Annotated in this window: 22 protein-coding genes; 12 read left to right on the top strand and 10 right to left on the bottom strand. The window is 64.5% G+C overall.

From position 1 onward, the window contains the following. Positions 1-10 precede the first annotated feature (10 nt). Entirely contained in the window at positions 11-1,639 is a 1,629-nt protein-coding gene (locus ACE10W_RS11930; RefSeq protein WP_011085806.1) for an inorganic phosphate transporter, read from the top strand. A gap of 172 nt (positions 1,640-1,811) precedes the next feature. Here ACE10W_RS11930 and ACE10W_RS11925 read toward each other — a convergent pair whose 3' ends face one another. Next, entirely contained in the window at positions 1,812-2,984 is a 1,173-nt protein-coding gene (locus ACE10W_RS11925; protein ID WP_011085805.1) for a M20 aminoacylase family protein, read from the bottom strand. Between the two features lie 174 nt (positions 2,985-3,158). Here ACE10W_RS11925 and ACE10W_RS11920 point away from each other — a divergent pair, with 174 nt between their 5' ends. The 3 genes from ACE10W_RS11920 to ACE10W_RS11910 all read left to right on the top strand — a co-directional run bounded on the left by ACE10W_RS11920 (position 3,159) and on the right by ACE10W_RS11910 (position 5,657). Continuing rightward, positions 3,159-4,778, top strand: a complete 1,620-nt coding sequence (locus tag ACE10W_RS11920; protein ID WP_028172319.1) for a GMC family oxidoreductase — start codon at positions 3,159-3,161, stop codon at positions 4,776-4,778. Between the two features lie 147 nt (positions 4,779-4,925). Beyond that, the gene (locus ACE10W_RS11915) at positions 4,926-5,288 is read left to right on the top strand and encodes a hypothetical protein (protein ID WP_011085803.1); all 363 of its coding nucleotides are present in this window, start codon (positions 4,926-4,928) and stop codon (positions 5,286-5,288) included. Positions 5,289-5,333: 45 nt separating this feature from the next. Then, positions 5,334-5,657: a putative quinol monooxygenase gene (locus ACE10W_RS11910; protein ID WP_011085802.1), complete on the top strand. Its 324-nt coding sequence runs from the start codon at positions 5,334-5,336 to the stop codon at positions 5,655-5,657. 22 nt (positions 5,658-5,679) lie between these two features. Here ACE10W_RS11910 and ACE10W_RS11905 read toward each other — a convergent pair whose 3' ends face one another. Continuing rightward, a complete protein-coding gene (locus ACE10W_RS11905; protein ID WP_011085801.1) occupies positions 5,680-6,546 on the bottom strand; it encodes a helix-turn-helix transcriptional regulator in 867 nt (288 codons plus the stop codon). 179 nt (positions 6,547-6,725) lie between these two features. Between ACE10W_RS11905 and ACE10W_RS11900 the strand changes: the two genes are divergently transcribed. From ACE10W_RS11900 to ACE10W_RS11885, 4 genes are all read left to right on the top strand, one after another. After that, a complete protein-coding gene (locus ACE10W_RS11900; protein WP_011085800.1) occupies positions 6,726-7,670 on the top strand; it encodes a metallophosphoesterase in 945 nt (314 codons plus the stop codon). A gap of 25 nt (positions 7,671-7,695) precedes the next feature. Next, complete coding sequence (locus tag ACE10W_RS11895; protein WP_011085799.1) at positions 7,696-8,031, top strand: cupredoxin family copper-binding protein; 336 nt, start codon at positions 7,696-7,698, stop codon at positions 8,029-8,031. A gap of 127 nt (positions 8,032-8,158) precedes the next feature. Next, complete coding sequence (locus ACE10W_RS11890; RefSeq protein WP_028172321.1) at positions 8,159-8,707, top strand: sigma-70 family RNA polymerase sigma factor; 549 nt, start codon at positions 8,159-8,161, stop codon at positions 8,705-8,707. Further along, entirely contained in the window at positions 8,704-9,471 is a 768-nt protein-coding gene (locus ACE10W_RS11885; RefSeq protein WP_028172322.1) for an anti-sigma factor, read from the top strand. Before ACE10W_RS11890 ends, ACE10W_RS11885 begins: the two co-directional genes overlap by 4 nt. Positions 9,472-9,866: 395 nt before the next feature. Here the strand turns inward: ACE10W_RS11885 and hpnO are convergent, their stop codons facing one another. After that, positions 9,867-11,258, bottom strand: coding sequence for an aminobacteriohopanetriol synthase HpnO (gene hpnO, locus ACE10W_RS11880; RefSeq protein ID WP_011085794.1), 1,392 nt, complete (start codon positions 11,256-11,258; stop codon positions 9,867-9,869). A 141-nt stretch (positions 11,259-11,399) separates the two neighbouring features. Between hpnO and ACE10W_RS11875 the strand changes: the two genes are divergently transcribed. Further along, complete coding sequence (locus ACE10W_RS11875; protein WP_028172324.1) at positions 11,400-12,062, top strand: DUF2147 domain-containing protein; 663 nt, start codon at positions 11,400-11,402, stop codon at positions 12,060-12,062. On the opposite strand, the gene ACE10W_RS11870 is transcribed toward ACE10W_RS11875, so the two are convergent. Continuing rightward, positions 12,030-14,618, bottom strand: coding sequence for an MMPL family transporter (locus ACE10W_RS11870; protein ID WP_011085792.1), 2,589 nt, complete (start codon positions 14,616-14,618; stop codon positions 12,030-12,032). The genes ACE10W_RS11875 and ACE10W_RS11870 overlap by 33 nt on opposite strands. Positions 14,619-15,081: 463 nt before the next feature. On the opposite strand from ACE10W_RS11870, the gene ispH reads away from it, so the two are divergent. Further along, positions 15,082-16,008 (top strand): 4-hydroxy-3-methylbut-2-enyl diphosphate reductase, encoded by a 927-nt coding sequence (gene ispH, locus ACE10W_RS11865; protein ID WP_011085791.1) that lies wholly within the window; start codon positions 15,082-15,084, stop codon positions 16,006-16,008. 35 nt (positions 16,009-16,043) lie between these two features. Next, positions 16,044-17,204, top strand: coding sequence for an adenosyl-hopene transferase HpnH (gene hpnH, locus ACE10W_RS11860; RefSeq protein ID WP_028172325.1), 1,161 nt, complete (start codon positions 16,044-16,046; stop codon positions 17,202-17,204). 77 nt (positions 17,205-17,281) lie between these two features. Here the strand turns inward: hpnH and ACE10W_RS11855 are convergent, their stop codons facing one another. The 6 genes from ACE10W_RS11855 to ACE10W_RS11830 form a co-directional block, all read right to left on the bottom strand. Beyond that, positions 17,282-18,031 (bottom strand): phosphorylase, encoded by a 750-nt coding sequence (locus tag ACE10W_RS11855; protein ID WP_028172326.1) that lies wholly within the window; start codon positions 18,029-18,031, stop codon positions 17,282-17,284. Then, the gene (shc, locus tag ACE10W_RS11850; protein WP_304551711.1) at positions 18,028-20,010 is read right to left on the bottom strand and encodes a squalene--hopene cyclase; all 1,983 of its coding nucleotides are present in this window, start codon (positions 20,008-20,010) and stop codon (positions 18,028-18,030) included. Before shc ends, ACE10W_RS11855 begins: the two co-directional genes overlap by 4 nt. 51 nt (positions 20,011-20,061) lie before the next feature. Beyond that, complete coding sequence (hpnE, locus tag ACE10W_RS11845; RefSeq protein ID WP_304551709.1) at positions 20,062-21,318, bottom strand: hydroxysqualene dehydroxylase HpnE; 1,257 nt, start codon at positions 21,316-21,318, stop codon at positions 20,062-20,064. Further along, on the bottom strand, positions 21,318-22,157 hold the full coding sequence (gene hpnD, locus ACE10W_RS11840; RefSeq protein ID WP_011085786.1) for a presqualene diphosphate synthase HpnD: 840 nt from the start codon (positions 22,155-22,157) through the stop codon (positions 21,318-21,320). Before hpnD ends, hpnE begins: the two co-directional genes overlap by 1 nt. Next, positions 22,147-23,031 (bottom strand): squalene synthase HpnC, encoded by an 885-nt coding sequence (hpnC, locus tag ACE10W_RS11835; protein ID WP_060911136.1) that lies wholly within the window; start codon positions 23,029-23,031, stop codon positions 22,147-22,149. The genes hpnD and hpnC overlap by 11 nt, the downstream gene beginning before the upstream one ends. 191 nt (positions 23,032-23,222) lie before the next feature. Next, complete coding sequence (locus ACE10W_RS11830) at positions 23,223-23,456, bottom strand: hypothetical protein (protein WP_028172330.1); 234 nt, start codon at positions 23,454-23,456, stop codon at positions 23,223-23,225. Between the two features lie 459 nt (positions 23,457-23,915). Between ACE10W_RS11830 and ACE10W_RS11825 the strand changes: the two genes are divergently transcribed. Next, positions 23,916-24,413 carry a hypothetical protein gene (locus tag ACE10W_RS11825; protein WP_027544089.1) on the top strand — a complete coding sequence of 166 codons (498 nt, stop codon included), beginning with the start codon at positions 23,916-23,918 and terminating at the stop codon, positions 24,411-24,413. The last annotated feature ends 60 nt before the right edge of the window (positions 24,414-24,473 follow it).

Raw genomic sequence — 24,473 nt, 5'->3', positions numbered from 1 at the left:
GCGTCCAGACATGACCGATGTAGCATTCGACCGCGCGGTAGCCGATCCCGCGCCGATCCAGCCGGCCTCGCGGCCAAATCTCGACAAGGGCTTCAATCCGCTGACGATGATCCTGTTCTTCGGCATCCTCGCCGCGGGCCTGCTGTTCGTCGCCTACAGCATCTATGCCGACGTCAACGCGACCGGCACGCGGGTCACGACCTTCCTGCCCTACATCCTGCTGTTCGTCGCGCTGCTGATCGCGCTCGGCTTCGAATTCGTCAACGGCTTCCACGACACCGCCAATGCGGTGGCGACCGTGATCTACACCCATTCGCTCCCGGCTGAAGTCGCCGTGATGTGGTCGGGCTTCTTCAACTTCCTCGGCGTGCTGCTGTCCTCCGGCGCGGTCGCCTTCGGCATCGTCTCGCTGCTGCCGGTCGAGCTGATCCTCCAGGTCGGCTCCAGCGCCGGCTTCGCAATGGTGTTCGCGCTGCTGATCGCCGCGATCCTGTGGAATCTCGGCACCTGGTATTTCGGCCTGCCCGCCTCCTCCTCGCACACGCTGATCGGCTCCATCATCGGCGTCGGCATCGCCAACGCCGTGATGCGCGGCCGCGACGGCACCTCGGGCGTGGACTGGAGCAAGGCTACCGAGATCGGCTACGCGCTGCTGCTGTCGCCGCTGGTCGGCTTCGCCTGCGCCGCCGTGCTGCTGCTGGTGCTCAAGTTCATCGTGCGCAACCCGGCTCTGTACGCCGCGCCCGAAGGCAACAAGGCTCCGCCGCTCTGGATCCGCGGCCTCCTGATCCTGACCTGCACCGGCGTCAGCTTCGCGCACGGCTCGAACGACGGCCAGAAGGGCATGGGCCTGATCATGCTGATCCTGATCGGCACCGTTCCAACCGCTTACGCGCTCAACCGCGCTCTACCGGAATCCCAGGTCGCCCAGTTCCAGAAGACCTCGGAGGCCGCCGCCAGGGTGATCTCGGCCAAGGGCGCCGGGCACAGCATCATCGGCGATCCCCGTCCGGCGGTGACGCAGTACATCGCACTGCATCAGATCAACGAGGGCACCTATCCCTCGCTCGCCGTGCTGGTGAAGGATGTCGGCGACCAGGTCGCCAAATACGGCACGCTGAACAAGGTGCCAGCGGAAGCCGTCGGCAACACCCGCAACGACATGTACCTGACCTCGGAAGCGATCCGCTTCCTGATGAAGGACAAGGAGAACGATCTCAACAAGGACGAGGTCGCGACCCTGAACGCCTACAAGGGCTCGCTCGACGCCGCCACGAAGTTCATCCCGAACTGGGTGAAGATCGCGGTCGCCATCGCGCTCGGCCTCGGCACCATGATCGGCTGGAAGCGCATCGTCGTCACGGTCGGTGAGAAGATCGGCAAGACCCATCTCACCTACGCACAGGGCGCCTCCGCCGAGCTCGTCGCCGCCGCCACGATCGGTGCCGCCGACGTGTTCGGCCTGCCGGTCTCGACAACCCATGTGCTGTCGTCCGGCGTCGCCGGCACCATGGCCGCGAACGGCTCGGGCCTGCAGATGGCGACTATCCGCAACCTGCTGATGGCCTGGGTGCTGACGCTGCCCTGCGCGATCATGCTGTCGGCCACGCTCTACGTGATCTTCTCGCGAATCTTCTGAAGACCTCTCCTCTCCCTCTCCCCGTTCTTACGGGGAGAGGGTTGGGGTGAGGGGCTGCCTCCGCGATCACGGTGAGAGACGGACTCGCGGAGAGTCCCCCTCACCCGGATTTTACGCTTCGCGAAAAATCCGACCTCGCCCCGCAAGCGGGGCGAGGTGAAGGACGCCGCGCCTACGACGCTGCGAGCGACTCCTCGACCAGCTTGACCCAGTAGGACGTGCCGAACACGATCGCCTCGTCGTTGAAATTATAGGCGGGGTGATGCAGGCCGGCGCTGTCGCCGTTGCCGCAGAAGATGAAGGCGCCGGGGCGCGCTTCCAGCATATAGGCAAAATCCTCACCGCCCATCAGCGGCGGCATCTCGTGCACATTGGCTTCGCCCGCGACCTGCCTTGCGATACGCCGCGCCACCTCGGTCTCCGCGGCGTGGTTGTTCACGACGGGATAGTTGCGCTTGTAGTGCAGGTCGATCTTCGCGCCGGTGATCTGCGCCACGCCCGCCACCACTTCGTGCACGCGCTTCTCGACCAGCTTGCGCACGTCCGGCGACAGCGTGCGGATGGTGCCCCTCAGCGTCGCGGTCTGCGGAATGACGTTGCGGGCGTTGCCGGCGTGGAATTCGCAGATCGAGATCACCGCCGATTCCAGCGGATCGACGCTGCGCGCCACGATCGACTGCAACGCGGTGATCACCTGCGCGCCGACCAGCACGGAATCGATGCATTTGTGCGGTCGCGCGGCATGGCCGCCGAGGCCCTCGATCATGATATCGACCTCGTCGGTCGCCGCCATGATCGGGCCCGGCCGGATCGCGAACGAGCCGATCGGGATGCCCGGGCCGTTATGCATGCCGTAGACCTGCTCGATGCCGAAGCGCTCCATCAGCCCGTCCTTGACCATGGCCGCGCCGCCGGCACCGCCCTCCTCGGCCGGCTGGAAGATCACGACAGCATCGCCGGCAAAATTGCGGGTCTCGGCGAGGTAGCGGGCCGCCCCAAGCAGCATCGCGGTGTGGCCGTCATGGCCGCAGGCGTGCATCTTGCCCGGATTCTTCGAGGCGTAAGGCAGGTTGGTCTGCTCCTCGACCGGCAGCGCGTCCATGTCGGCGCGCAGGCCGATGGTCTTGAGCCCTTCGCCGGCTGGCTTGTTGCCCTTGATCACGCCGACCACGCCGGTCTGGCCGAGGCCGGTCACAACCTCATCGCAGCCGAATTCACGCAGGCGGTCCGCGACGAATGCTGCGGTGCGGTGAACGTCATACAGCAATTCGGGATGCTGGTGGATGTCCCGGCGCCAGGCCTGAATATCGGGTTGAAGGTCGGCGACGCGGTTCACGATGGGCATGGATGGTCTCAAGCTTTGTTGGGAATACAGGACTGTCTACCATGCAAGCCGCAGTCCACCTAACCGCCGCGGATCGGGGGGAGCCCTGCCCTCTCGTCATGGCCGGACTTGTCCCGAACCGCTGCGTCTGCCTATTAGGACGGAACATCAAGTGACCATCCGGGTGGAAGCAGAATGCCAAGGCGGCTCGAAGGTGAGTTTGACTACATTGTCGTCGGGGCAGGCACGGCAGGATGCATTCTCGCCAACCGCCTGTCGGCCGATCCGAAAAATCGCGTCCTCATTCTCGAAGCCGGCGGCGACGACAACTGGATCTGGTTCCACATTCCGGTCGGCTACCTCTTCGCGATCGGCAATCCGCGCTCGGACTGGATGTTCAAGACCGAGGCCGAGCCGGGCCTGAACGGCCGCGCGCTGGCCTATCCCCGCGGCAAGGTGATCGGCGGCTGCTCGGCGATCAACGCCATGATCTCGATGCGCGGACAGGCCGCCGATTACGACCATTGGCGCCAGCTCGGCATGACCGGCTGGGGCTATGACGACGTGCTGCCGCTGTTCAAGCGGATCGAGGATCACTTCCTGGGCGCGAGCGAGCATCACGGCGTCGGCGGGGGCTGGCGCATCGAGGCGCCGCGGCTGTCGTGGGAGGTTCTCGATGCCGTCGGCGATGCCGCAGAAGAGATGGGCATCAAGCGCATCCCGGATTTCAACACCGGCGACAACGAAGGCACCAGTTATTTCCACGTCAACCAGAAGCGCGGCCGGCGCTGGTCCTCGGCGCGCGGCTTCCTCAAGCCCGCGCTGAACCGGCCCAACCTGCGGCTCGAGAAGCACGTGCTGGTCGACCGTCTCATCATCGAGCAGGGCCGCGCCGTCGGCGTGCGTTTCGTCCAGAACGGCGAGATCATCGAAGCGCGCGCGAAGCGCGAGGTGATCCTGTCGGCCGGCGCGATCGGCTCGGTGCAAGTGCTGCATCGCTCCGGCATCGGGCCTGCCGACTGGCTGTCGCCGCTCGGCATCGACGTGATGATGGACAAGCCCGGTGTCGGCCGCAATCTGCAGGACCATCTCCAGCAGCGCGCGATCTACAAGGTCGAGGGTGTGCGCACGCTGAACGAGACCTATTACAACCTGTTCCGCCGCGGCCTGATGGGGCTCGACTACGCCTTCCGCCGCCGCGGACCGCTGACGATGGCGCCGTCGCAACTCGGCATCTTCACGCGTTCCGATGCGACGCGCGCACGCGCCAACATCCAGTTCCACGTACAGCCGCTGTCGCTCGACAAGTTCGGCGATCCCCTGCACCGCTTCCCCGCCATCACCGTGAGCGCCTGCAACTTGCAGCCAACCTCGCGCGGCACCGTGCGGCTGCGCTCGGCGAGCCCGGACGAGAAGCCGATCATCGCGCCGAACTACCTGTCGACCGACGACGACCGCCAGGTCGGCGCCGACGCCATCCGCACCACCCGCCGCCTGATGCAGCAGAAGGCGCTGGCAAAATATCACCCGAGCGAATATCTGCCCGGCCCTTCCGTCGGCGACGACGATGCCTCGCTCGCCAAAGCCGCGGGCGATATCGGCACCACCATCTTCCATCCCGTCGGCACGGCGAAGATGGGCGCGGCGAACGATCCGATGGCGGTGGTCGACGAACGCCTCCGCTTCTACGGCCTCAGCGGCCTTCGCATCGTCGATGCCTCGATCATGCCGACGATCACGTCGGGCAATACCAACACGCCGACCGCAATGATCGCCGAGAAAGGTGCGACGATGATTTTGGAGGATGCGAAGTAAGTCGAACTTCCAGTCCTTAGGTCGGATGATTTCGTTTTTGACTTCCCACGTCATCGACCGCCCGTCGGCCTGCAGGTATGAGGGCCAGGCGCAGCGCGGACAGGCGTCTGCGCTCTCAGCGGGTGACGCAAGACGAGGAAGCAGAAAATGAATTTGAACGAGCTTGCCGATCGATATGTGGCTGTGTGGAACGAGCGGGACTCTGAAAAGCGGAAGCGACAAGTCGCGGAATTATGGATTCCGCAAGGTGAGCACTATGTCGAGTCGCGCAAGGTCGTTGGGCATGATGCGCTCGAGCTGCGCATCATTGAATCGCACAACGAATTCGTGCGCGATGCGGGAAATCGCTTTCGCGCAGTGCCCGGCGCTCGCCGGGAAGGCAACGTGGTGGCATTCTATTGGGAGATGTTGCCGGCCAACGCGGATACCGTGCTGGGCAAAGGCCTGGAATTCGTTGTCGTCTCGGATGCTGGAAAGATAGTCCAGGACTACCAGTTCTATCCGGCCTGACAGGCCCGCATCGCAATGTCCGACGACACGAAGGCGGAGTGATTCATGCCCGTTTCATATGCCATCGAGTTTCAAGTTGTCCCCGGCAAGCGGGAGGAATTTCTGGAGCGCCTCTGTGAAGTCCTGGACGCGATGAAGGTCGAGACGACATATTGTGAGGCGGTCCTGCACCAGGATCCGACGTCCGAAAACCACTTCATGCTCTACGAGACGTGGGACAACCACGATGATGTCGTCAACGTGCAACTGAACCGTCCCTACCGGCACGCGTGGCATGATGCTCTCCCGAGAATACTGGCGAGTGAGCGCAAAATCGGCGTGTGGGAACCAATTAGGGCGGATCCGAAGCGCTCCCCGAAGACCAGATGACCTCGTGGAGAATCGGGCGGCGCTATCTGCGCATGAGCACGTGCTCTCTGGCGCCTGCCCGTCCCCTCTCGACAGCGACCGGCGATGCCTGATCGACAAGCTCCGACTGCATCAGGTTTGCAAGCTCGATCGTACGGTTGTCTGCCGGAAACAGCATTTCGAGGGCGAGTTCGGCCAAGGTGATGTCAGTGGCGGTGCCGAAGACGGTCACGGTATTCAGAAAGGACATGGTGCCGAGGCGCGTCGTGATACGCAGCGGGGTGGCTAGCCGCTCGGACTGCTCGAAGCCCATGCTGGTGGTCGAGTCTGACGGGGCGGGATACGCTGCGACCTCTGCGAGCAGATTTTGCAGCCAGGGATCGGCCCCGGCCTCGATCTGCTGACGCAACACACTCAAGCAATAGGCGCGCCATGCCGCGAGGTTCAGGATTCGCGGTCCCATGCCTTCCGGATGCAGCATGAGACGCATCGCGTTGATGGGTGGCTCTAGGAGTGCTTCCGAACATCCTTCATAGAGCTGGGGAAGCGCGCCATTTGAAAGCACCACGTTCCAACGCCGATCCACTGCGAAGGCGGGAAAGGGCTTGTGTGCCTGGAGAATGCGATCCATCGCCGCCCTCGCTGCTTCGAGGCCGTCGATCGACGTCTCCTCGTACGCTGGCGCAAACCCCGCCGCGAGCAGCAATCTGTTGCGATCCCGAAGCGGAACATCGAGAAGGTCTGTCAGACGGTTGATGATGGCCCGGCTTGGTTGCGCTTTCCCGGTTTCGAGGCATGACAAATGCCGGGTTGAGCTATTGGCCGCGAGAGCCAGATCGGTCTGCGTGAGGCGTCGCCGCTCGCGCCAACGTCTCAAGAGGATCCCGAAAGGAAGCTGGTGCGCTGTCATGGGGCCAGCCTAGCTTTGGGCCCGGCCATAGAAAATGACCTCCGAGGTCAAGATTGCCATGCATTCCAAGTCGCGCCACCTTCCGACTTCACGAAATCGTCATCCCATCCAGGAATAAACCCCGCCCTCCCCCAATCACCTCCCCGAAGCCCAATTCCGGGCGAAGTGGAGACGTTGCGATGAGCGGACACGATCACGGGGATGACGGCGTCAACCGCCGCAAGGTGCTGGAATGCATGACCTGGGCCGGCACCGGGGTGCTCTGGACCATCACGGGCGGCGTGCCGCGCTCGCTCGGCATCATCGATTCCGCGCAGGCCGCGACCGCGGCCGCGCCCGGCATGACCTTCCTCCAGATCAGCGACAGCCATGTCGGCTTCGACAAGCCGGCCAATCCCAACGCGCTCGGCACGCTGGAGGAAGCCATCAACAAGATCAACGCGATGCCGGCCAAGCCGTCGTTCATGATCCACACCGGCGACATCACCCATCTGTCGAAGGCCGCCGAGTTCGACAATGCCGAACGCATCATCTCGCAGACCAAGCTCGACGTGCACTACGTCCCCGGCGAGCATGACTTCATCGACGAGGAGGTGAAGCTCTATCGCGAGCGCTACGGCCGCGGCACCAAGGGGCACGGCTGGTACTCCTTCGATGCCGGCGGCGTGCACTTCGTCGGCCTCGTCAACGTCGTCGACCTCAAGGCCGGCGGCCTCGGCAATCTCGGCGCCGAGCAGCTTGCCTGGCTGGAGGACGATCTCCGCGGCAAGTCGAAATCGACGCCGGTCGTGCTGTTCGCCCACATCCCGCTCTGGACCGTCTATCCGGAATGGGGCTGGGGCACCGAGGATGGCGGCCGCGCGCTCGAATACGTCAAGGGCTTCGGCTCGGTCACCGTGCTGAACGGCCACATCCACCAGGTGATGCAGAAGGTCGAGGGCAACGTCACCTTCCACACCGCGCGCTCGACCGCCTTCCCGCAGCCGGCGCCGGGGGCAGCTCCTTCGCCCGGACCGATGAAGGTCGAGGACGCAAGGCTGCGCTCGATGCTCGGCGTCGCCAGCATCAACTTCAAGCAGAACGAGCAGCGGCTCGCGATCATCGACACGCCGCTCCAGGGCTGAATCCAAGGTTGAATGGAAGCTGACAATGAAGACACTCAATCGCCGCGACTTCGGCGTCGACCTCGGTCTCGCTCTGGCCGCGGCCGTCCTGCTGCCCGCAACAACCGCCCGTGCCGACGACATGGACGTGCACATCGACAACTTCGTTTTCCAGCCGGCCGAACTCAAGATCAAGGTCGGCGCCACCGTGACCTGGACCAACCGGGACGACATCCCGCACACGATCGTCTCGGCCGGCAAGTTCAGGTCCAAGACCCTGGACACCGACGACAAGTTCTCGTTCACCTTCACCAATGCGGGCGACTACAAATATTTTTGTTCGTTGCACCCGCACATGACGGGGATGATCAAGGTTGAGTAACGTCTCCAACCAAGGCATCAACGTCTTGCCCGGCCGGTGGTCCCACGCCGGCCGGGCTCGTGTGCGTTCCGTCACACACAGGGACGGAACGAAGCCACAGGCAGAACAAGAGGCAAAGCGAGGAGCGATGCCCGCCACCGACGATCTGCAGAAGGCGCAGCGCTTCCGCGAAGCGGCGCTGCCCTATCTCGACGACGTCTACACGCTCGCGCGCTATCTGCTGCGCGACGCCTCCGATGCCGAGGACGCGGTGCAGGAGTGCTATCTGCGCGCGCTGAAGCACTTCGACAGCTATCGCGGGCCGGCGATGAAGCCCTGGCTGTTCGCGATCCTGCGCAACGTCTGCAACGCAGAATATGCGCGTCGCGCGCACAGGCCCAGCGCGATCGAGGATACGCCCGGCGCCGCCGAGCAGACGCCGATCTGGCAGGAGACCGGGGCAAGCCCGGAAACCGAAGTGCTGCGCAGCCGCGATGCCGGCGCCATCCGCAAGCTGATCGACACGCTCGCCGAGCCGTTCAAGGAAACCTTCGTGCTGCGCGAGATCAACAACCTGTCCTATCGTGAAATCGCCGAGGCCGTCGGCGCCCCCGTCGGCACCGTGATGTCCCGCCTCGCCCGCGCCCGCGCCATGCTGCGCGCGGCCTGGACGGCGGAAGAGGAGCATCCAAGATGACCTGCGACGAGGCAAGAATCCTGCTTCACGCGCTGATCGACAACGAGCTCGATGCCGGCCACGCGCGCGAAGTCGAAGCCCATATCGCCGGCTGCCCGGCCTGCGCCGCGGAGCTTGCGGCACAACGCGACATGCAGCGCGTGCTGGCCGACACCAATCTGCGCTACACCGCACCGGCGAGCCTGCGCGCCCGCATCGAGGCCTCGATGCCTCAGCCGCAGCGCCTGCAACCGACCCGCCGCTCCGTGCTGCGCGGCTTTGCGATGGGCTCGGCGGTCTCCGCGCTCGCCGCCTCCGGCGTCGTCGCCGTGGTGCTGCGCCAGGACGACCAGCAGCGCATCCTGTCGGAGGTCGTCTCCGCCCATCTACGCTCGCTTCAGGCCGGCCATCTCACCGACGTGATCTCGACCGACCAGCACACCGTCAAACCCTGGTTCAACGGCAAGCTCGACGTCGCCCCGCCCGTGATCGACCTCACCGCGCAGGGTTTTACGCTGGTCGGCGGCCGGCTCGACTATATCGACGCCCGCGCCATCGGCGCCGTCGTCTACCGGCGCCGGCAGCACGTGATCAACCTGTTCGTGTCGCAGACCTCGAGCACCGAACACCGGCCGCCGAAGACCCAGACCATGCAGGGCTTCAACTGCCGCCGCTGGGGCGATCGCGGCCTGAATTTCTGGGCGGTCAGCGATCTCGGCGCCGACGAGCTCGCCGAGTTCGTCGACAAGTTCGGGGCGGCGATGAAGGTGAATGTGGAGGGGTAGCTTCTTCAGTCAAGGTGACGCTGGAGATCAAGCGCTCGCACTGCCACGACAAATGCCACCATCAGGATCGACGCCATGGCGGCAACCATGGCCGCGATCCTGAAGCGCTTAAGGTACATCAAGCAGGCCTCGGACAGAGCAGGCTCGTAAGGAAGGTGCACTGTACGCATGGACGCACGTATGGCGGTGAGAGGTCCGACTATGTGGGGTTTAGGCACCGATCGCTTGTAACTATCATAGCTGAGCCAAGCGAAAGAGACGGATATCGCGAACGTCAGAAATAAGAGAACCGAGACAAGCGCAATCATCGATCGCATAGAACGAGATCTCTACCCTTGCCCGCATTGCGCGAGGCCAAGCGCTCCCGCAAACTATATCGATAACGCGGACGGTGCCTAAGCCGACCTTCGCACCGCGTTGTCCACCAGCGTCTTGCCGAGCGACCAGATCGCACCGGGGACCTTGTGGCTGCCGGCGATGACGTCGTCGAAGGCGCGCTCGATCCAGCCGCAGTCTTCCTCGGTGATGGTGAGCGGCGGCAGCAGCTTGATGGTGTGGCTGCCGTGGCCGGCGACCTGCGTCAGGATCTTGTGATCCTTGAACAGCGGCACGGTGATGAGCTGGCAGAACAGGCCCTTGTTGGCGGCCTCCAGCACGTTCCAGGACGCCCGCAGGCGCAGCGACTTCGGCGGGCCGAACTCAACGCCGATCATCAGGCCCTTGCCGCGCACTTCCTTCATCAGCTCGTAGCCGGGCACCATGCGCGTCAGCGCAAGGCGCAGCTCGGCGCCGCGCTTGGCGGCGGACTCGATCAGCTTCTCGGACTCCATGACATCGAGCGTGGCGATGCCCGCGGCCATCGCCAGATCGTTCTTGGAGAAGGTGGAGCCGTGCACCACCGCGCGATCCATCTGGTTGAAGATCTTGTCGAAGATGCCCTTGCGCGTCAGCACCGCGCCGACCGGCACGTGGCCGCCCGACAGCGACTTCGACAGCAGCACCATGTCGGGCTCGACGTTCCAGTGCTCGACCGCGAGGAAGCGGCCGGTGCGGCCCATGCCGGTCTGGATCTCGTCGGCGACGAACAGCGTGCCGTATTTCTTGCAGAGTGCTGCCGCACCGGGCAGGAACTCGTCGGTGGGCATGTTGACGCCCTTGCCCTGGATCGGCTCGACGACGAAGGCCGCGACCTCGCGCGAGGCCAGCGCCTTTTCGAGCGCGGCGAGATCGTTGAAGGGGACCGGGGTGCAGCCGGGCAGCAGCGGCTCGAAACCGGTGCGGAAGTTCGAGTCACCCGTCAGCGACAGCGCGCCATAGGTCAGGCCGTGATAGCCGTGGGCGCAATAGACGATGCCGGGACGGCCGGTGGCGCCACGTGCGAACTTGATCGCGGCCTCGACGCATTCCGCCCCGGAATTGGCGAAGAACGCCTTGTCGAGATAGGGAACGTATTTCAGGAGGCGCTCGGCGAGCACGCCGGCGAGCGTCGAGACGTCGAACTGGACGAGGTTGGGCAGGTCGGCATCGAGCACGCTCTTGAGCGCATCGCGCATGACCGGATGATTGCGCCCGATCGCAAACACGCCAAAGCCGGACAACAGGTCGAGATAGCGCGCCCCGTCGCGGTCGTAGAGGTACTGCCCCTGCCCCTTCTGGAAGCCGACGTCGTAGCCGATGGTCTTGAGAACCCGAACGAACTGCTCGTTCAGATACCGATTATGCAGGGCACTGCGCTGGGCCTGACGGTCCGCGAACAGTTGAGACATGTCTGGATTTGGGCTGTGCATCCGCTACATACTTCGGTTGAGGGCCGTCTCGTCAACTGGAAACGGACCGTTACAGAAAACGGTCTGTGCGGCCTTTTGCCCTTTTTCGGACCATCTTCGCAAGCACAGCTTTAAACCATGTTGCACTGCCAAGGAACACTCATGCGTTTGGCCCTTTACACCGGAATTATACTGGCTGGCGGTTACGCCTGCCTGACTCCTGCTCTCGCCGCCGACCCCACCGGCGACTGGCGGGTCGCCGACGGCGTCGCCAACATCCGTGTCGCCCAATGCAATGGCAGCATGTGGGGCGCGGTTTCCTGGGAAAAGCAGCCTGGCGGCCGTGACGAGAACAACCCGGATGTCTCGAAACAGAACAGGCCGACGCTGGGCATGGCGACCCTGATCGACATGAAGAAGAAGCCCGGCGTCGATCAGTGGGAAGGACAGGTCTACAACGCGAAAGACGGCCAGCTCTACAGCGCGACCATCACTCCGGCCGGTACCGACCAGCTTGAGATCAAGGGCTGCGTGATGGGCTTCCTCTGCGGCGGCGAAACCTGGACCCGGGTCGGACCGCCGATCCCCTTGAGCCCCGCCAACGCCATGGCCAAGGGCGCGCCGAAGCCCACCGGCGCGGCGCCGAAAGCCCAAGGCACTGCACCACCCCAAGGCACGGCGCCCCAAGGCACGACGGGCGCCACAGCGCCTGCGCCCGCGCCGGCCCCGAAAACCGCCACGACGGCCAAGCCCGGTCAGAAGGGCGCCGCCGACCCCGTCGGCGACATCTGCCTACTCCCTGAGATTGCGGGGCTTGCCCATTAGGGCCGGCTGGAACAGCAGCACGGCGGCGAGCGTCGTCACCAGTGAGAGCGCCAGCAGCTTGCCCATGCTGGACGTGCCGGGATGGCTCGACAGCCACAGGCTGCCGAACGCCGTCGCCGTCGTCAGCGCGCTGAAGAAGATCGCGCGTGTCAGGCTGGTCTGAAGCAGGTTTGTTCTGCCCGAGCGCCAGGCCACGACATAGTAGATCTTGAAGGCAACGCCGACGCCGAGCAGCAGCGGGAACGCGACGATGTTGGCGAAGTTGAGCGGCAGGCCGATCAGCACGCAGATCTCGAGCGTGACCGCGCCGGCAACCAGGAGCGGCACCAGCGTCATCAGCACGTCCACGAACCGGCGGAGCGTGATCCACAGCAGAAGGCCGATCACCAGCAGCGCGTAGACGCCGGCGTGGATGAACGCCTTCACCACGGTGTCGCCGGATTTCAGGATCGAGACCGGCCCGCCGATCGCGGTCGGCTCGGCAACGAGCACCGCCGCCGCAAATCTGCGCAGGGTGTCGTTGTCGTTGGGATCGCCCTTGGGCAGCGCCTCGACGCGGATGATGCCGTCCTTGCTCTTCCAGGCGCTGACCAGATCGGGCGGCAATGACTTCAGGGTGACCGGCTCGGCCTGCATCGCGTTCCTGAGCTGGTCGAACACGATCTTCATCGGCGTGACGAACACGTCCTGCGCCTTGTTGCGCATGGCCTCGTCGGCATTGGCGAGCTTCTCGAGCGCGTCCGCAAGGCGGCGCGAGGCGACCGCGCCCGGCCCCTTCGCATCGCCGGCGGTCCGGCGCAGATTGTCGACCGAGGATTTCAGCGCATCGACGTTCTCCTTGTCCGACGGCGCGGCATCGATCTGGTCGGGATTGAGCGCGGGGTTCAGCACCTTGGCGCCCTGTGCGATCAGCTTCAGCTTCGGCTGCTGGTCTTGCGGCACGAAGCTGTCGAGCGACATCACGCGCAGCACCTCCGGCACCTTCTCCAGCTTCGCCTCGACCTGCCGTGCCTGCTCCTCGGACGTCGTCATCACGTTGATGGCATTGGCACCGGTGTTGGGATCCTTGCGCAGGTCGAGGAAGGTCGCGATCGATTCGGCCTTCGGGTTGCGCAGGTTCATCGGGTTGAAGTCGAACTTCATGAAATAGAGCAGCGGCAAGCCGGCGAGCGCGAGCAGCAGCGTGCCCCCCACCACCAGCACACGATGCTTCTCCAGGAAGTGATCGAGCGGCGCCAGGAAGGCGTAGCCCACCGGCTCCTTCTCGCCGGGTGGGTTGAGCAGCTTCAGCATTGCCGGCAGAACGGTGATCGAAGAGAGGAAAGCCACCAGCATGCCGACGCCGGCGATCTGGCCGAGCTCCGCGATGCCTTGATAGTCCGTAGGCATGAAGCAAAGGAAGCCTGCCGCGGTCGCCATCGCCGCAAGCGACAGCGGCACCGCAGAGCGCTTCGCTGCCAGCACCAGCGCACCCGAAAGGTCGTTGTGCTTGTAGCGCTCCGAGCGGTAGCGGACGCTGTACTGGATGCCGAAATCGACGCCGAGGCCGACGAACAGCACCGCGAACGCGATCGACAGCAAATTGAACGATCCGACCATCATCAGGCCGGCGGCGGTCGTGATGGCAAGGCCGACGAAGAGATTGACGAACACCGCGAAGATGATCTTCGCCGAGTGCAGCGCCAGCCACAGGATCAGCAGCACGACGAGGACGGTGCCGACGCCGTTGACGACGGCGCCTTCCTGGACGGTGGCATATTCCTCATTGGCGATCGGCACCGGGCCGGTCAGTCGCACCCGCGCCTGGTATTTGGTCGCGAAATCCAGATCCGCCGCAGCCTTGCGGATCGCGTCGGTAGCGCCCTTGCCGGGCTCCAGCGCGTTGTAGTCGAGGATCGGCTTGAACTCGATGAAGGCGCGCTTGTCGGAATCCGACAGCGGCTCGTCGCTGACGAGTTCGCGCCACGAGAAGCTCGCATTGCCCTTGTTGAGCACGGTCTCGACCGTCTGCGCGATCAGGTTGAAAGGCCGCGCGGTATTGTCGAGCTTGACCTGGCCGCGCTTGACGCCGGCAAGTCCCGTCTCCAGCGCGCCGGTCAGGCCGCGGATCGAGGGGTCGCCCGCCATGATCTCGATCAGGGGCGCCGCCGATTCGAACTCGCCGGTGACCTTGGCGACCTCCTCGGTCGGCAGGAACAAGAGGCCGTTCTTCTCGAAGAACTCGCCGGTGCCGAGCTGCTGCATCGACTGGAAGTTGGTCTTGTCGTCCTTTAGCTTGGCAAACAGCGCGTCCGATGCCGCGGTCGCCATTTCCGGCGTCTTTGCCTCGACCACTGCCGTAATCGTCGCGTCGCGGTCGAAGGCGCGGTCGAATTGCTGGTCGCGCTGGCGCCAGTCCAGATTCTGGGCAATCAGCGAGTTGATGTCGGTGTTGATGGCGAAGTGCTTGGACGTGTAATAGCCGGCCCCCACCGCAAGCAGGAGCCCGAGAACGACGACGAGGGAGGCAAACCGGGTACAGGCCCTGACGATGGCAACGACTACGCTTTGCAGCACATCTTTTCTTTCTGGTGTTAACAGCTTGCCGAAAACGCCCGCTGTTTATCGGAGTTCCCGGGCGAAACCTATTGCTGTTTTAAGTGGCTCTCGCCGCAAGAAGGTTCGAGGTAAACGGCGCGGACCGTGGCAAAATCATGCGGGGCGGTCGGTATAGCCGGGGAGTTGAGGCGGGAAAGTGACGAAGGGGTGAGCACAAATGTCGCCATTTTGCTCATGGCAATTTCCATACTATAATACCGTGCGATTGAGCCGGCGGGGAACCAAAGGTCTATCCGACCTTTCCTTTCTGCCGATTTTTTGACACAAAGTATTGCGCCTCCATGCGCCGGAGCCCCGACGGGGGTGGGTGGCTACCGCGTGCGCGAAACCAATGGTGCGGATATTGCAACTCATTGGTCAGTATCGAGGTGCCGCCGGGAACTTTGAAGCGGATTGGTGCAACTTGCGTGATGGGCGTCCTATGGAAGTTTATCTAGCGCAACCGCGCGGTTTCTGCGCGGGCGTGGTGCGGGCGATCGAGATCGTGGAACGGGCGCTGGAGAAGTTCGGCCCGCCCGTCTACGTGCGCCACGAGATCGTGCACAACAAATACGTGGTCGAGAGCCTGAAGAACAAGGGTGCTATCTTCGTCGAGGAGCTGTCCGAGGTTCCGCCAAAGGCGGTGACCGTTTTCAGCGCCCATGGCGTCGCCCGCAGCGTCGAGGAAGAGGCCGCCGCGCGCGACCTTCCGGTGCTCAATGCCACCTGCCCCCTGGTCACGAAAGTTCACAATCAGGGGAAGCGCTATATCACCAAGGGCCGCACCCTGATCCTGATCGGCCATGCCGGCCACCCCGAGGTCGAGGGCACGATGGGCCAGGTTCCCGCCCCCGTGCTGCTTGTTCAAAGCGTTGAAGAGGTTAACGCCCTCACGCTGCCGGCGGATACGCCAGTGGCCTACATCACCCAGACCACCCTGTCGGTGGACGACACCAGGGACATCATTTCGGCCCTTCAGGCCCGCTTTACAGATATTCAAGGCCCGGATATCCGGGATATCTGCTATGCGACACAGAACCGCCAATCTGCGGTAAGGGACTTGAGCAAGCTGGTCGACGTGATCTTGGTGGTGGGCGCTGCCAATAGCTCGAACTCGAACCGGCTCCGCGAAATCGGCACTGAAGCCGGTGTCGCGAGTTATTTGATTGCCGACGGCAGCGAGCTCAATCCGGAGTGGTTGAAAGATGCCAGGACCGTCGGCGTCACGGCCGGCGCCTCGGCGCCCGAGGTACTCGTGGATGACGTGATCGAAGCGATGCGGCGGATCGGACCAGTCAAGGTCCAGGTGCTGCCGGGCCGCGAGGAAAACATCGAATTCCGGCTTCCGGCCGAACTGGCTGCGAGCTGACCCACCCGAATTTCAAGCCCAGAAAGAAACGTGTAATGGCTATCCCCTTCTTCAAGGAAATGCGTATCGGCGGCTATTTGCTCAAGCAGAAACTGCTTGGCCGCAAACGCTATCCGCTCGTGCTGATGCTGGAGCCGCTGTTCCGCTGCAACCTCGCCTGCGTCGGCTGCGGCAAGATCGATTATCCGGATGCGATCCTGAACCGCCGCATGACGGCGCAGGAGTGCTGGGACGCGGCCGACGAATGCGGTGCGCCGATGGTCGCCATTCCCGGCGGCGAGCCGCTGATCCACAAGGAGATCGGCGAGATCGTGCGCGGCCTCGTCGCGCGCAAGAAGTTCGTGTCGCTCTGCACCAACGCGCTGCTGCTCGAGAAGAAGCTCGATTTGTTCGAGCCTTCCCCGTATTTGTTCTTCTCCGTGCATCTCGACGGCTTGAAGGACCATCACGACAAGGCGGTGTCGCAGAAGGGCGTGTTCGACCGCGCCGTCTCCGCGATCAAGGCGGCCAAGGCGCGCGGCTTCACGGTCAACGTCAACGCCACCATCTTCGACGGCCATCCGGCCGAGGAGATCGCGAAGTTCCTCGACCTCACGGTCGAGCTCGGTGTCGGCGTCTCGATGTCGCCGGGCTACGCCTATGAGCGCGCGCCGGACCAGGAGCACTTCCTCAACCGCACCAAGACCAAGAAGCTGTTCCGCGACGTCTTCGCGATGGGCAAGGGCAAGAAGTGGAACTTCATGCATTCCGGCCTGTTCCTCGACTTCCTCGCCGGCAACCAGGAATACGAGTGCACGCCGTGGGGCATGCCCGCGCGCAACATCTTCGGCTGGCAGAAGCCCTGCTATCTGCTCGGTGAAGGCTATGCCAAGACCTTCAAGGAGCTGATGGACACCACCGACTGGGAGACCTACGGCACCGGCAAGTACGAGAAGTGCGCCGACTGTATGGCCCATTGCGGCTACGAGCCGACCGCGGCGACCGCAGCGCTGAACAACCCGCTGAAGGCGATGTGGGTGTCGCTGCGCGGCGTCAAGACCTCTGGCCCGATGGCGCCGGAGATCGACATGAGCAAGCAGCGCCCGGCGCAGTACATCTTCTCGGAGCAGGTCCAGAAGAAGCTCTCCGAGATCCGCAAGGACGAGGCCGCCGCCGCCGAGCAGAAGGCCGCACGGAAGGCCTCGACGGCGGCGTAAGCGAGAACAACGCCACGAACGAAAAAGGCCCGGTCGCCAATGGCGACCGGGCCTTTTCTTTTGTCAGATCGAGACGCTCAGACCGTCTCGGCGACCAGCGCCTCGCTGTCGACCAGCTCGGTGCCGATCAGGAAGTCGCGGCAGCCGCGCAGGGAGCGCAGCGCGCGGTTGAAGTCGATGCCGGTCGAGACCAGGGCATGCAGCGTCGTCGGATTGCGCACGATGCCACGCAGGACGGCCGCGAGGTCGATCTGGCCGTTCGGCTTGATCGCGGCGCGGGCGAGCGCCGGCAGCGCGCGATGGGCGGGGTCGCTAATGACGCGGACCGCGGCAAAGGGCAGCCCCGCCTCGGCGGCGTAGGCGGCCGCGATGTGGCTTTCCATGTCGACGGCGGAGGCGCCGGTCTCCGAATGCAGCGCCGCCTTGCAGGACCGCCCGGTGACCACTTCCTCGGCGCCGGCGAGGCTGCCGCGCACCACGCGGCGGCGCCCTGACGTGAGGCGGTCGATCAGGTCGTCGCCGAGCGATAGGCCAGCAGCCCAACGGGTGTCGCCTGACAGCACCTCGGTCGCCAGCACGACGTCGCCGGAGCGCAGCGTCGGGTCGAGCCCGCCGGCCACGCCGAACGAGATCACGCCGCGAATCGTCTCAGGATCCACCACGGTCAGGAGCGCCCGCAACTGGGTCGGGCTGCTGGACGAGCAGATGACGGCCATTCCGGGGCCCGCCGCGATGCGGGCCTCCTGAACCAGACCGGTCACAATGAGTATTGGCCGCGGATCAATGGCATTGCCCGCGGTAAGATAGTCCCCCGTCCCCAAAGTCACATTCCGACCCCTACCACCCTGCTGTTGGTGTTCCGCAAGTTCCGGTACCGCGCCAGCGCCCACAGCGGGAAGAACTTCGAGTAACCATGATACCGTAGATAGAATACACGGGGAAAGCCTGTGGCGGTGTACCGCTGCTCGTCCCACAGTCCTTTTTCGTTCTGTGTTGCAATCAGGTACTCCACCCCGCGGGCGACGGCCGGGTGATCAACCTCGCCTGCCGCCATCAGGGCAAGCAAGGCCCATGCCGTTTGCGAGGCGGTCGAGGGGGCGGCTTCCCAGCCCTTGTAGTCCAGCCGGTAGCTGACGGCGTCCTCGCCCCAGCCCCCGTCCTTGTTCTGGATCGAGGCCAGCCAGTCGGCGGCTTTCCGAATCATCGGGTCGTCGTGGCGGACGCCGGCCATGTTCAGGGCGCAGAGCACCGACCAGGTTCCATAGATGAAGTTCATGCCCCAGCGGCCGTACCAGGACCCTTCCGGGTGCTGGGTCTTGCGGAGGTAGGCGACCCCGTCGGCCACATGCTTGCTGGTCTTGGCGGTCTCGCCGAGCTGGGCCAGCATCGAGACGCAGCGCGCGGTGACGTCCTCGGTCGGCGGATCTAGCAGTGCGCCGTGGTCCGAGAACGGGATGTTGTTCAGGTAATATTCGAGATTGTTGACGTCGAAGGCGGCCCAGCCGCCGTCGTCGCTCTGCATGCCCTCGATCCACTCCCGGCCACGGTCGATCGCGGAATCATAGCCGGTGACGCCGTGCTCCCGGCGCATCCGGTCCATCGACATCACCACGACCGCGGTGTCGTCGAGATCGGGATAGTAGGCATTGTTGTACTGGAACGCCCAGCCGCCCGGGCGCACGTCGGGCCGCTTCACGGCCCAGTCGCCCTTCACCTCGAGCTCCTGCTTCGGGATCAGCCAGTCGAGGCCTTGCTTCGCCGCAGGCACGGCCTTGTCGCCGCCGGCTTCCAGCAGCGCGTGGGCGGTCAGCGTCGTATCCCACACCGGCGAGACGCAGGGCTGGCAATAGGCCTCGTCGTCGCCGATTACGAGCAGCTTGTCGATGCCCCGGCGCGTGACCGCGCGCGGCGGATAGTTCTCGTCCTTGCCGAGCGCGTCGTACATCATGACGAGGTTGGCCATCGGCGGATAGATCGCGCCCATGCCGTCCTCGCCGTTGAGCCGCTCCTCGCTGAAGGCGAGCGCGGTGTCGATGGCGCGCTTGCGCAGGCTCTTCGGAAACAGCGGCTCGATGACGCGCAAGATCGCATCGAGCGAACGGAACAGCAGGAACCAGGCCATGCTCTGGTGCGGCGCCTTCGCGGTCATGCCGATCGAGCGCGGATCCTGGAGAAACAGCTCGTCGATGCCGACGCCCTTCGGATTCTTCGCGCGCGGCTTCAGCGCGGCGATCACCATCAGCGGCACCATGGTGGTGCGCGCCCAGTAGGAGATCTTGTTGATGTGGAACGGCGACCAGAACGGCAGCAGCATGATCTCGATCGGCAGCACCGGCACCGCGCGCCAGGTCACGATGCCGAACATCGCGAGCATGAAGCGCGTGAAGACGTTGCTGTGAATGGCGCCGCCGCGGGCGTGGATCGCCTCGCGCGCACGCACCATGTGCGGGGCGTCGATGGAATCCCCGATCATCTTCAGCGCGAAGTACGCCTTCACGCTGGCGCTCATGTCGAACTCGCCGTCATGCACGAGCGGCCAGCCGCCATGGGCGCCCTGCACGCGACGGAGATAATTGCCGATCTTGGCCTCGAGCACGGTGTCGATCGGCTCGGCGAGATAGTGGCGCAACAGAACGTATTCGGCCGGAATCGTGCAGTCGGCCTCGAGCTCGAACACCCAATGGCCGTCGGATTGCTGGAAGCCGAGGACGCCTTGCGTGGCGGACGCAATGCTCGATTCCAAGATCTTCGATTCCAAGATCTTGGATTCCTGGGCTTCGCGGGCGGTCGCGTTCAAGGAATCCATCTGGCTCGATTACTCCGATAGTTGATTTGAATTGACCGGGACAAATTCCCGTCAGGGCCGCTGTGCGGCCAGCACCAGATCGGCGGCGCGATCACCGGACCGGACCGATCCCTCGATGGTTGCAGGCAATCCCGTAGCAGTCCAGTCGCCGGCGAGGAACAGGTTTTTCAGCGCGGTGACCGGCCCCGGACGCAGGGCATTCTGCGCCGGCGTGGCGGCAAAGGTGGCGCGGCGTTCGCGCACGATCTGCCAGGGAGGCAGCTCGCCGGAGACGCCGCCTGCCTCGCAGACATCGTTCCAGATCGTCTGCGCGAGTTCCTCGCGCGGCATGTCGACGAGACGGTCGCCGTTGCTGATGGTCACCGAGAGCCGGTTCGGAAACGCGAACAGCCATTCCACGATGCCGCCGATCACGCCCAGGATCGGCGGCGAACCCGGCGGCGGCTCAAAACGGAAATGTGCATTCACGATGGCGCGGAATTCGGTCGGCGTCTTCAGGCCCGGCAGCAGGCTGGCGGCGGCACGCGGCGGCACCGCCATCACGACGACATCGCCGTCGGCGAGCTGGATCACGTCCTCGCCGCCGAAATTCAGCGCGCCGGCCTTGCCGTCATTGGTCACGAACGCGCGCAGCTCATGGCCGAGCTGAACCGAGTGGCCGCGCTCCTGCAAGAACTTCACCGCGGGCTCGATCAGCACGGCGCTAAGGCCGTCGCGCGCGATCAAGGGACGGCAAGCCTGTCCGCCGGCAAGCAGCGTCTCGCGCACGATCGCGCCGGCGAGCCCGGCCGAGCCCTCGGGCGGATCGACGTTGAGCGCGGCGAGCAGCAGCGGCTGCACCAGGCGCTGATAGAGCACGCCTTCGCAAGGAATGGACTTGCCGACCAGCGTCTCCTCCGAGGCCCAGATCAGCGGCGCCAGCTTGAGATAGTCGGTGAGGCCTGTGTCGGGAACGCGGCGGCTCTCGTCGAGCACCCAGGTCGGCAGCCGGCCGGTGCCGAGATCGATCTGCCAGCGCTGCCCGGTCTTGATATCGACGAAGGGAAACTGCGCGCTTTCAGGGCCGACCAGGCCCGCCTCGGTCCCGATCGAGCGCGCATAGGCGCGCGCATGGCTGTTGCCCGACAGCAGCAGATGATTGCCGTTGTCGATGGTGAGGTTGGTTGCGCCGTCGAAATAAGAACGGCAGCGGCCGCCGGCTTGGTGCGTCGCCTCGTGCACGGCGACCTTGAAGCCGGCATTGGCGAGCCGCACGGCGGCGGAGAGGCCGGAAATTCCAGCGCCGATGATGTGAGCTGTGTTTTGCATCAGATGAAAGCGTAACGGAGCAGGATCAGGATGCGTGTGACCTTCGACACACGCACCGGCTCGCGCGGCGCGTTGAAGCCACGCGCGATCAGGAGGTCCAGAATGGAATGATAGTATTTCGACATGATCCGCGGCGCACGCACGGTGCGGCGCTTGTTGCGGTTCATGATCTCGTCCGACTTCTCGAAATGCACCTTCGCACGCTGCGCCAGCGGCAGGCAGACCTTCGGCAGCGCGCGTTCGGCGATGACGCGATTCGGGTCGTTGGAGGTGATGCCGGCATGCAGCAGCGCTTCGCGCGGCAGATAGAGCCGGCCGAGGCCGGCGTCCTCGTCGATGTCGCGCAGGATGTTGGTGAGCTGGAGCGCGCGGCCGAGATGATAGGCGAGCTGGATGCCGTCTTCTTCCGGCAGGCCGAACACCCGCACCGACAGCCGCCCCACGGCGCTGGCGACCCGATCGCAATAGAGATCGAGCGTCGCCATGTCGGGCGCGCGGATGTCCTGCGGCACGTCCATCTCCATGCCGTCGACGATGGCCAGGAAATCCTCGCGCTTGAGCCCGAAGGTCTTCACCGAGGCGACGTAGTCCTTCAGCCGCGGCGGCGGATTGCCCTGATAGAGCGCGTCGATGTCGGTGCGCCACGCCTGAAGCGCGGCGAGTCGCTCCTCGCGCGGGCCGTCGGAATCGGCGATGTCGTCGACCTGCCGGCAGAAGCTGTAGATCTGGAACATCGCTTCGCGCTGGTCATGCGGCAGGATGCGCATCGCGGCGTAGAACGAGCTGCCGGATGCGGTCGAGCCATAACTGGCGCCGGGCGAGGTCGCCTCAAGCGTCATGTGCAGTCCCCGGTCTGGAAATGGCCTTGCGTCCGATCGCGCGGCGGCCGACTTCGCCGATCATGCCGGCGAGGCTGAAGGTGAGGAGCTCGAACTTGTTGAGATGCACGCGCTCACGCAGGGGATCGCGCACCTTGAGCAGGCGCACGATGCGGTCGGCATAGGCCTGGATCACCGCGACGTCGATGCCGAGGCGGAAATCCCGGATCTCCGCAGCTAGCGACCTGCCCTCGTCGAGCAGCGCTTCGTTGCGCGCGGCGAGCGACTGCAGGCAGGCCAGCATCGCCGGCGGCGACTGGGCAAGGCCGAGCTGCTCGACCGAGGCGCCGCTCGCGGCCAGCGCATCGCGCGGCAGATAGACGCGGTTGAGCTCGCGAAAATCCTTGCCGCAATCCTGGAGGTGGTTGTTGATCTGGAGCGCCGCGCAAAGCGCGTCCGACGCGGCCCAGGTCGAGGTGCTCTCGCCGTGGACGTCGAGCATGAAACGGCCGACCGGCATCGCCGAGTAACGGCAATAGTGGATCACCTCGTCCCAGTTCTCGTAGCGCAGCTTGGTGACGTCCATGCGGAAGGCGATGAGCACGTCGAGCGCGTGGCGCGGCGCCATGCCGCGCTCGGCGAGCGCGCGCCGCAAGACGACGGCTTCGGCCTGGGTGTCGCCCTTGCCGAGCAGTTCCGCCTCGAGCAGGTCGAGATAGGCGAGCTTCTGGTCGCCTGGCAGCGTCGCGTGGTCGGCGATGTCGTCGGCAGTACGGACGAAATTGTAATACGCCAGGATCAGCGCGCGATGACGCGGATGAATGATCCAGGACGCGACGGGAAAATTCTCGTCGCGGTCACCCTTGCCGGATCGCAATTCGCTCGCAGAGGTCATCGAGGGCTGGTTTACAATCGTTTGGACAGGAAGAGCTTTTTCGCTCGCGCGGGCTCGTGCCGGCGATGCCGCCGCGGCCCCCATATAGGGGAATACGGCCGCAAAACCAATCCTGTCTCTCGAAGGCTGCCCTGCGGATCCGGCCTGAAAAAGGCGGCCCCGGGGCCGCCCTTGTGGGCCAGTGGCCGAGCTTACTGGTTGTGGTTCTTCAGAACTTGGTCGCAGGCCTGCGAGATCTTGGTCCGGTTCTCCTTCAGGCAGGCCAGGATGGTGAAATCGCCCTGATCGATGACCGGACGGCAGAACTTCTGCACATCGCGCGTGCAGGCCTTCTGCTCGGAGTCCGTGCCACGCCCTTGCTGGGCAAATGCCGCCGTGGAAAGGGACGCCGACAGCAGGGTGAGAGCGACGAGAAGCTTACGCATTGTATTCCTTCATTCTGACGGCAGAATCGCACCAATCCCGGACAGCACAGGGCGGACGACCGGAACGGAATGTTCTGATGGCAAGTCGCCGCGGAGCGTGCGGCCTCGGAGAAGGCACAAGCACTGGCAAATGCGGCCAAATTGGCGCCACACCCACCAAATCAGGTCTTCCCTGCGCCTTCATTGGCAGATGTAAGAGGTTGATACTACGTCATAATTCAGGCGGCCCGCATTTTGCTGCACGCCTGTTGCAGAGCTGCATCGCTCAACCCCTCCGTTTCGGCCGGAAACATGCCGAAACATGGGAGATCGCAGCCGCCGGGCATGGCGCAAGGCCTCATGAACCGCCATCTCTGGCGGCCAGGCTTTGAACCTGACACGGGCTCGAAGCACTAAACCTTCGATGTGGCGAGACGTCCCGATCTTGAGCGGACGTCGTTCCAAAACGGGATATTTGTGATGAAATTCTTTGGGCGATCTGGACTGGCAATCAAGGCGGCCGGCATCGGGGCTGCGCTGCTCTTCTCGGTTTCGGCAAGCCACGCACAGTCGTCCGGACCGTTTGCCGGTTTTGACGGCGCGTGGACCGGCACCGGCACGGTGTCGCTGTCCGACGGCTCCACCGAGCGCATCCGCTGCAAGGCCGACTACAAGGTCGCCGGCAGCGGTCTCAACCTGAAGCAGGCGCTGCACTGCGCGTCCGACAGCTACAAGTTCGACCTCACCAGCGACGTGACGAGCCAGGGCGACCGCATCTCCGGCAACTGGAGCGAGGCCAGCCGCAACATCTTCGGCAATCTCCAGGGCACCGCCGGCGGCGGCCAGATCGAGGTGTTCGTCGAGGCCAACGGCTTCGCCGCCAACCTGTCGCTGCGCACCAACGGCACCAAGCAGACGGTGCAGATCAGCTCCAAGGGCGAGATCCGCGGCGTCAACATCACGATGACGAAGGGCTGAAGCCCTTCCCGCGTCGAGAGGAACACGCCCCCGGTTCTCGCGAACCGGGGGCTTTTTGCT

Source organism: Bradyrhizobium sp. B025 (assembly GCF_042257955.1).
In the GTDB taxonomy this organism is placed as follows: domain Bacteria; phylum Pseudomonadota; class Alphaproteobacteria; order Rhizobiales; family Xanthobacteraceae; genus Bradyrhizobium; species Bradyrhizobium diazoefficiens.
This window is presented reverse-complemented; position numbering and strand designations above follow the sequence as displayed.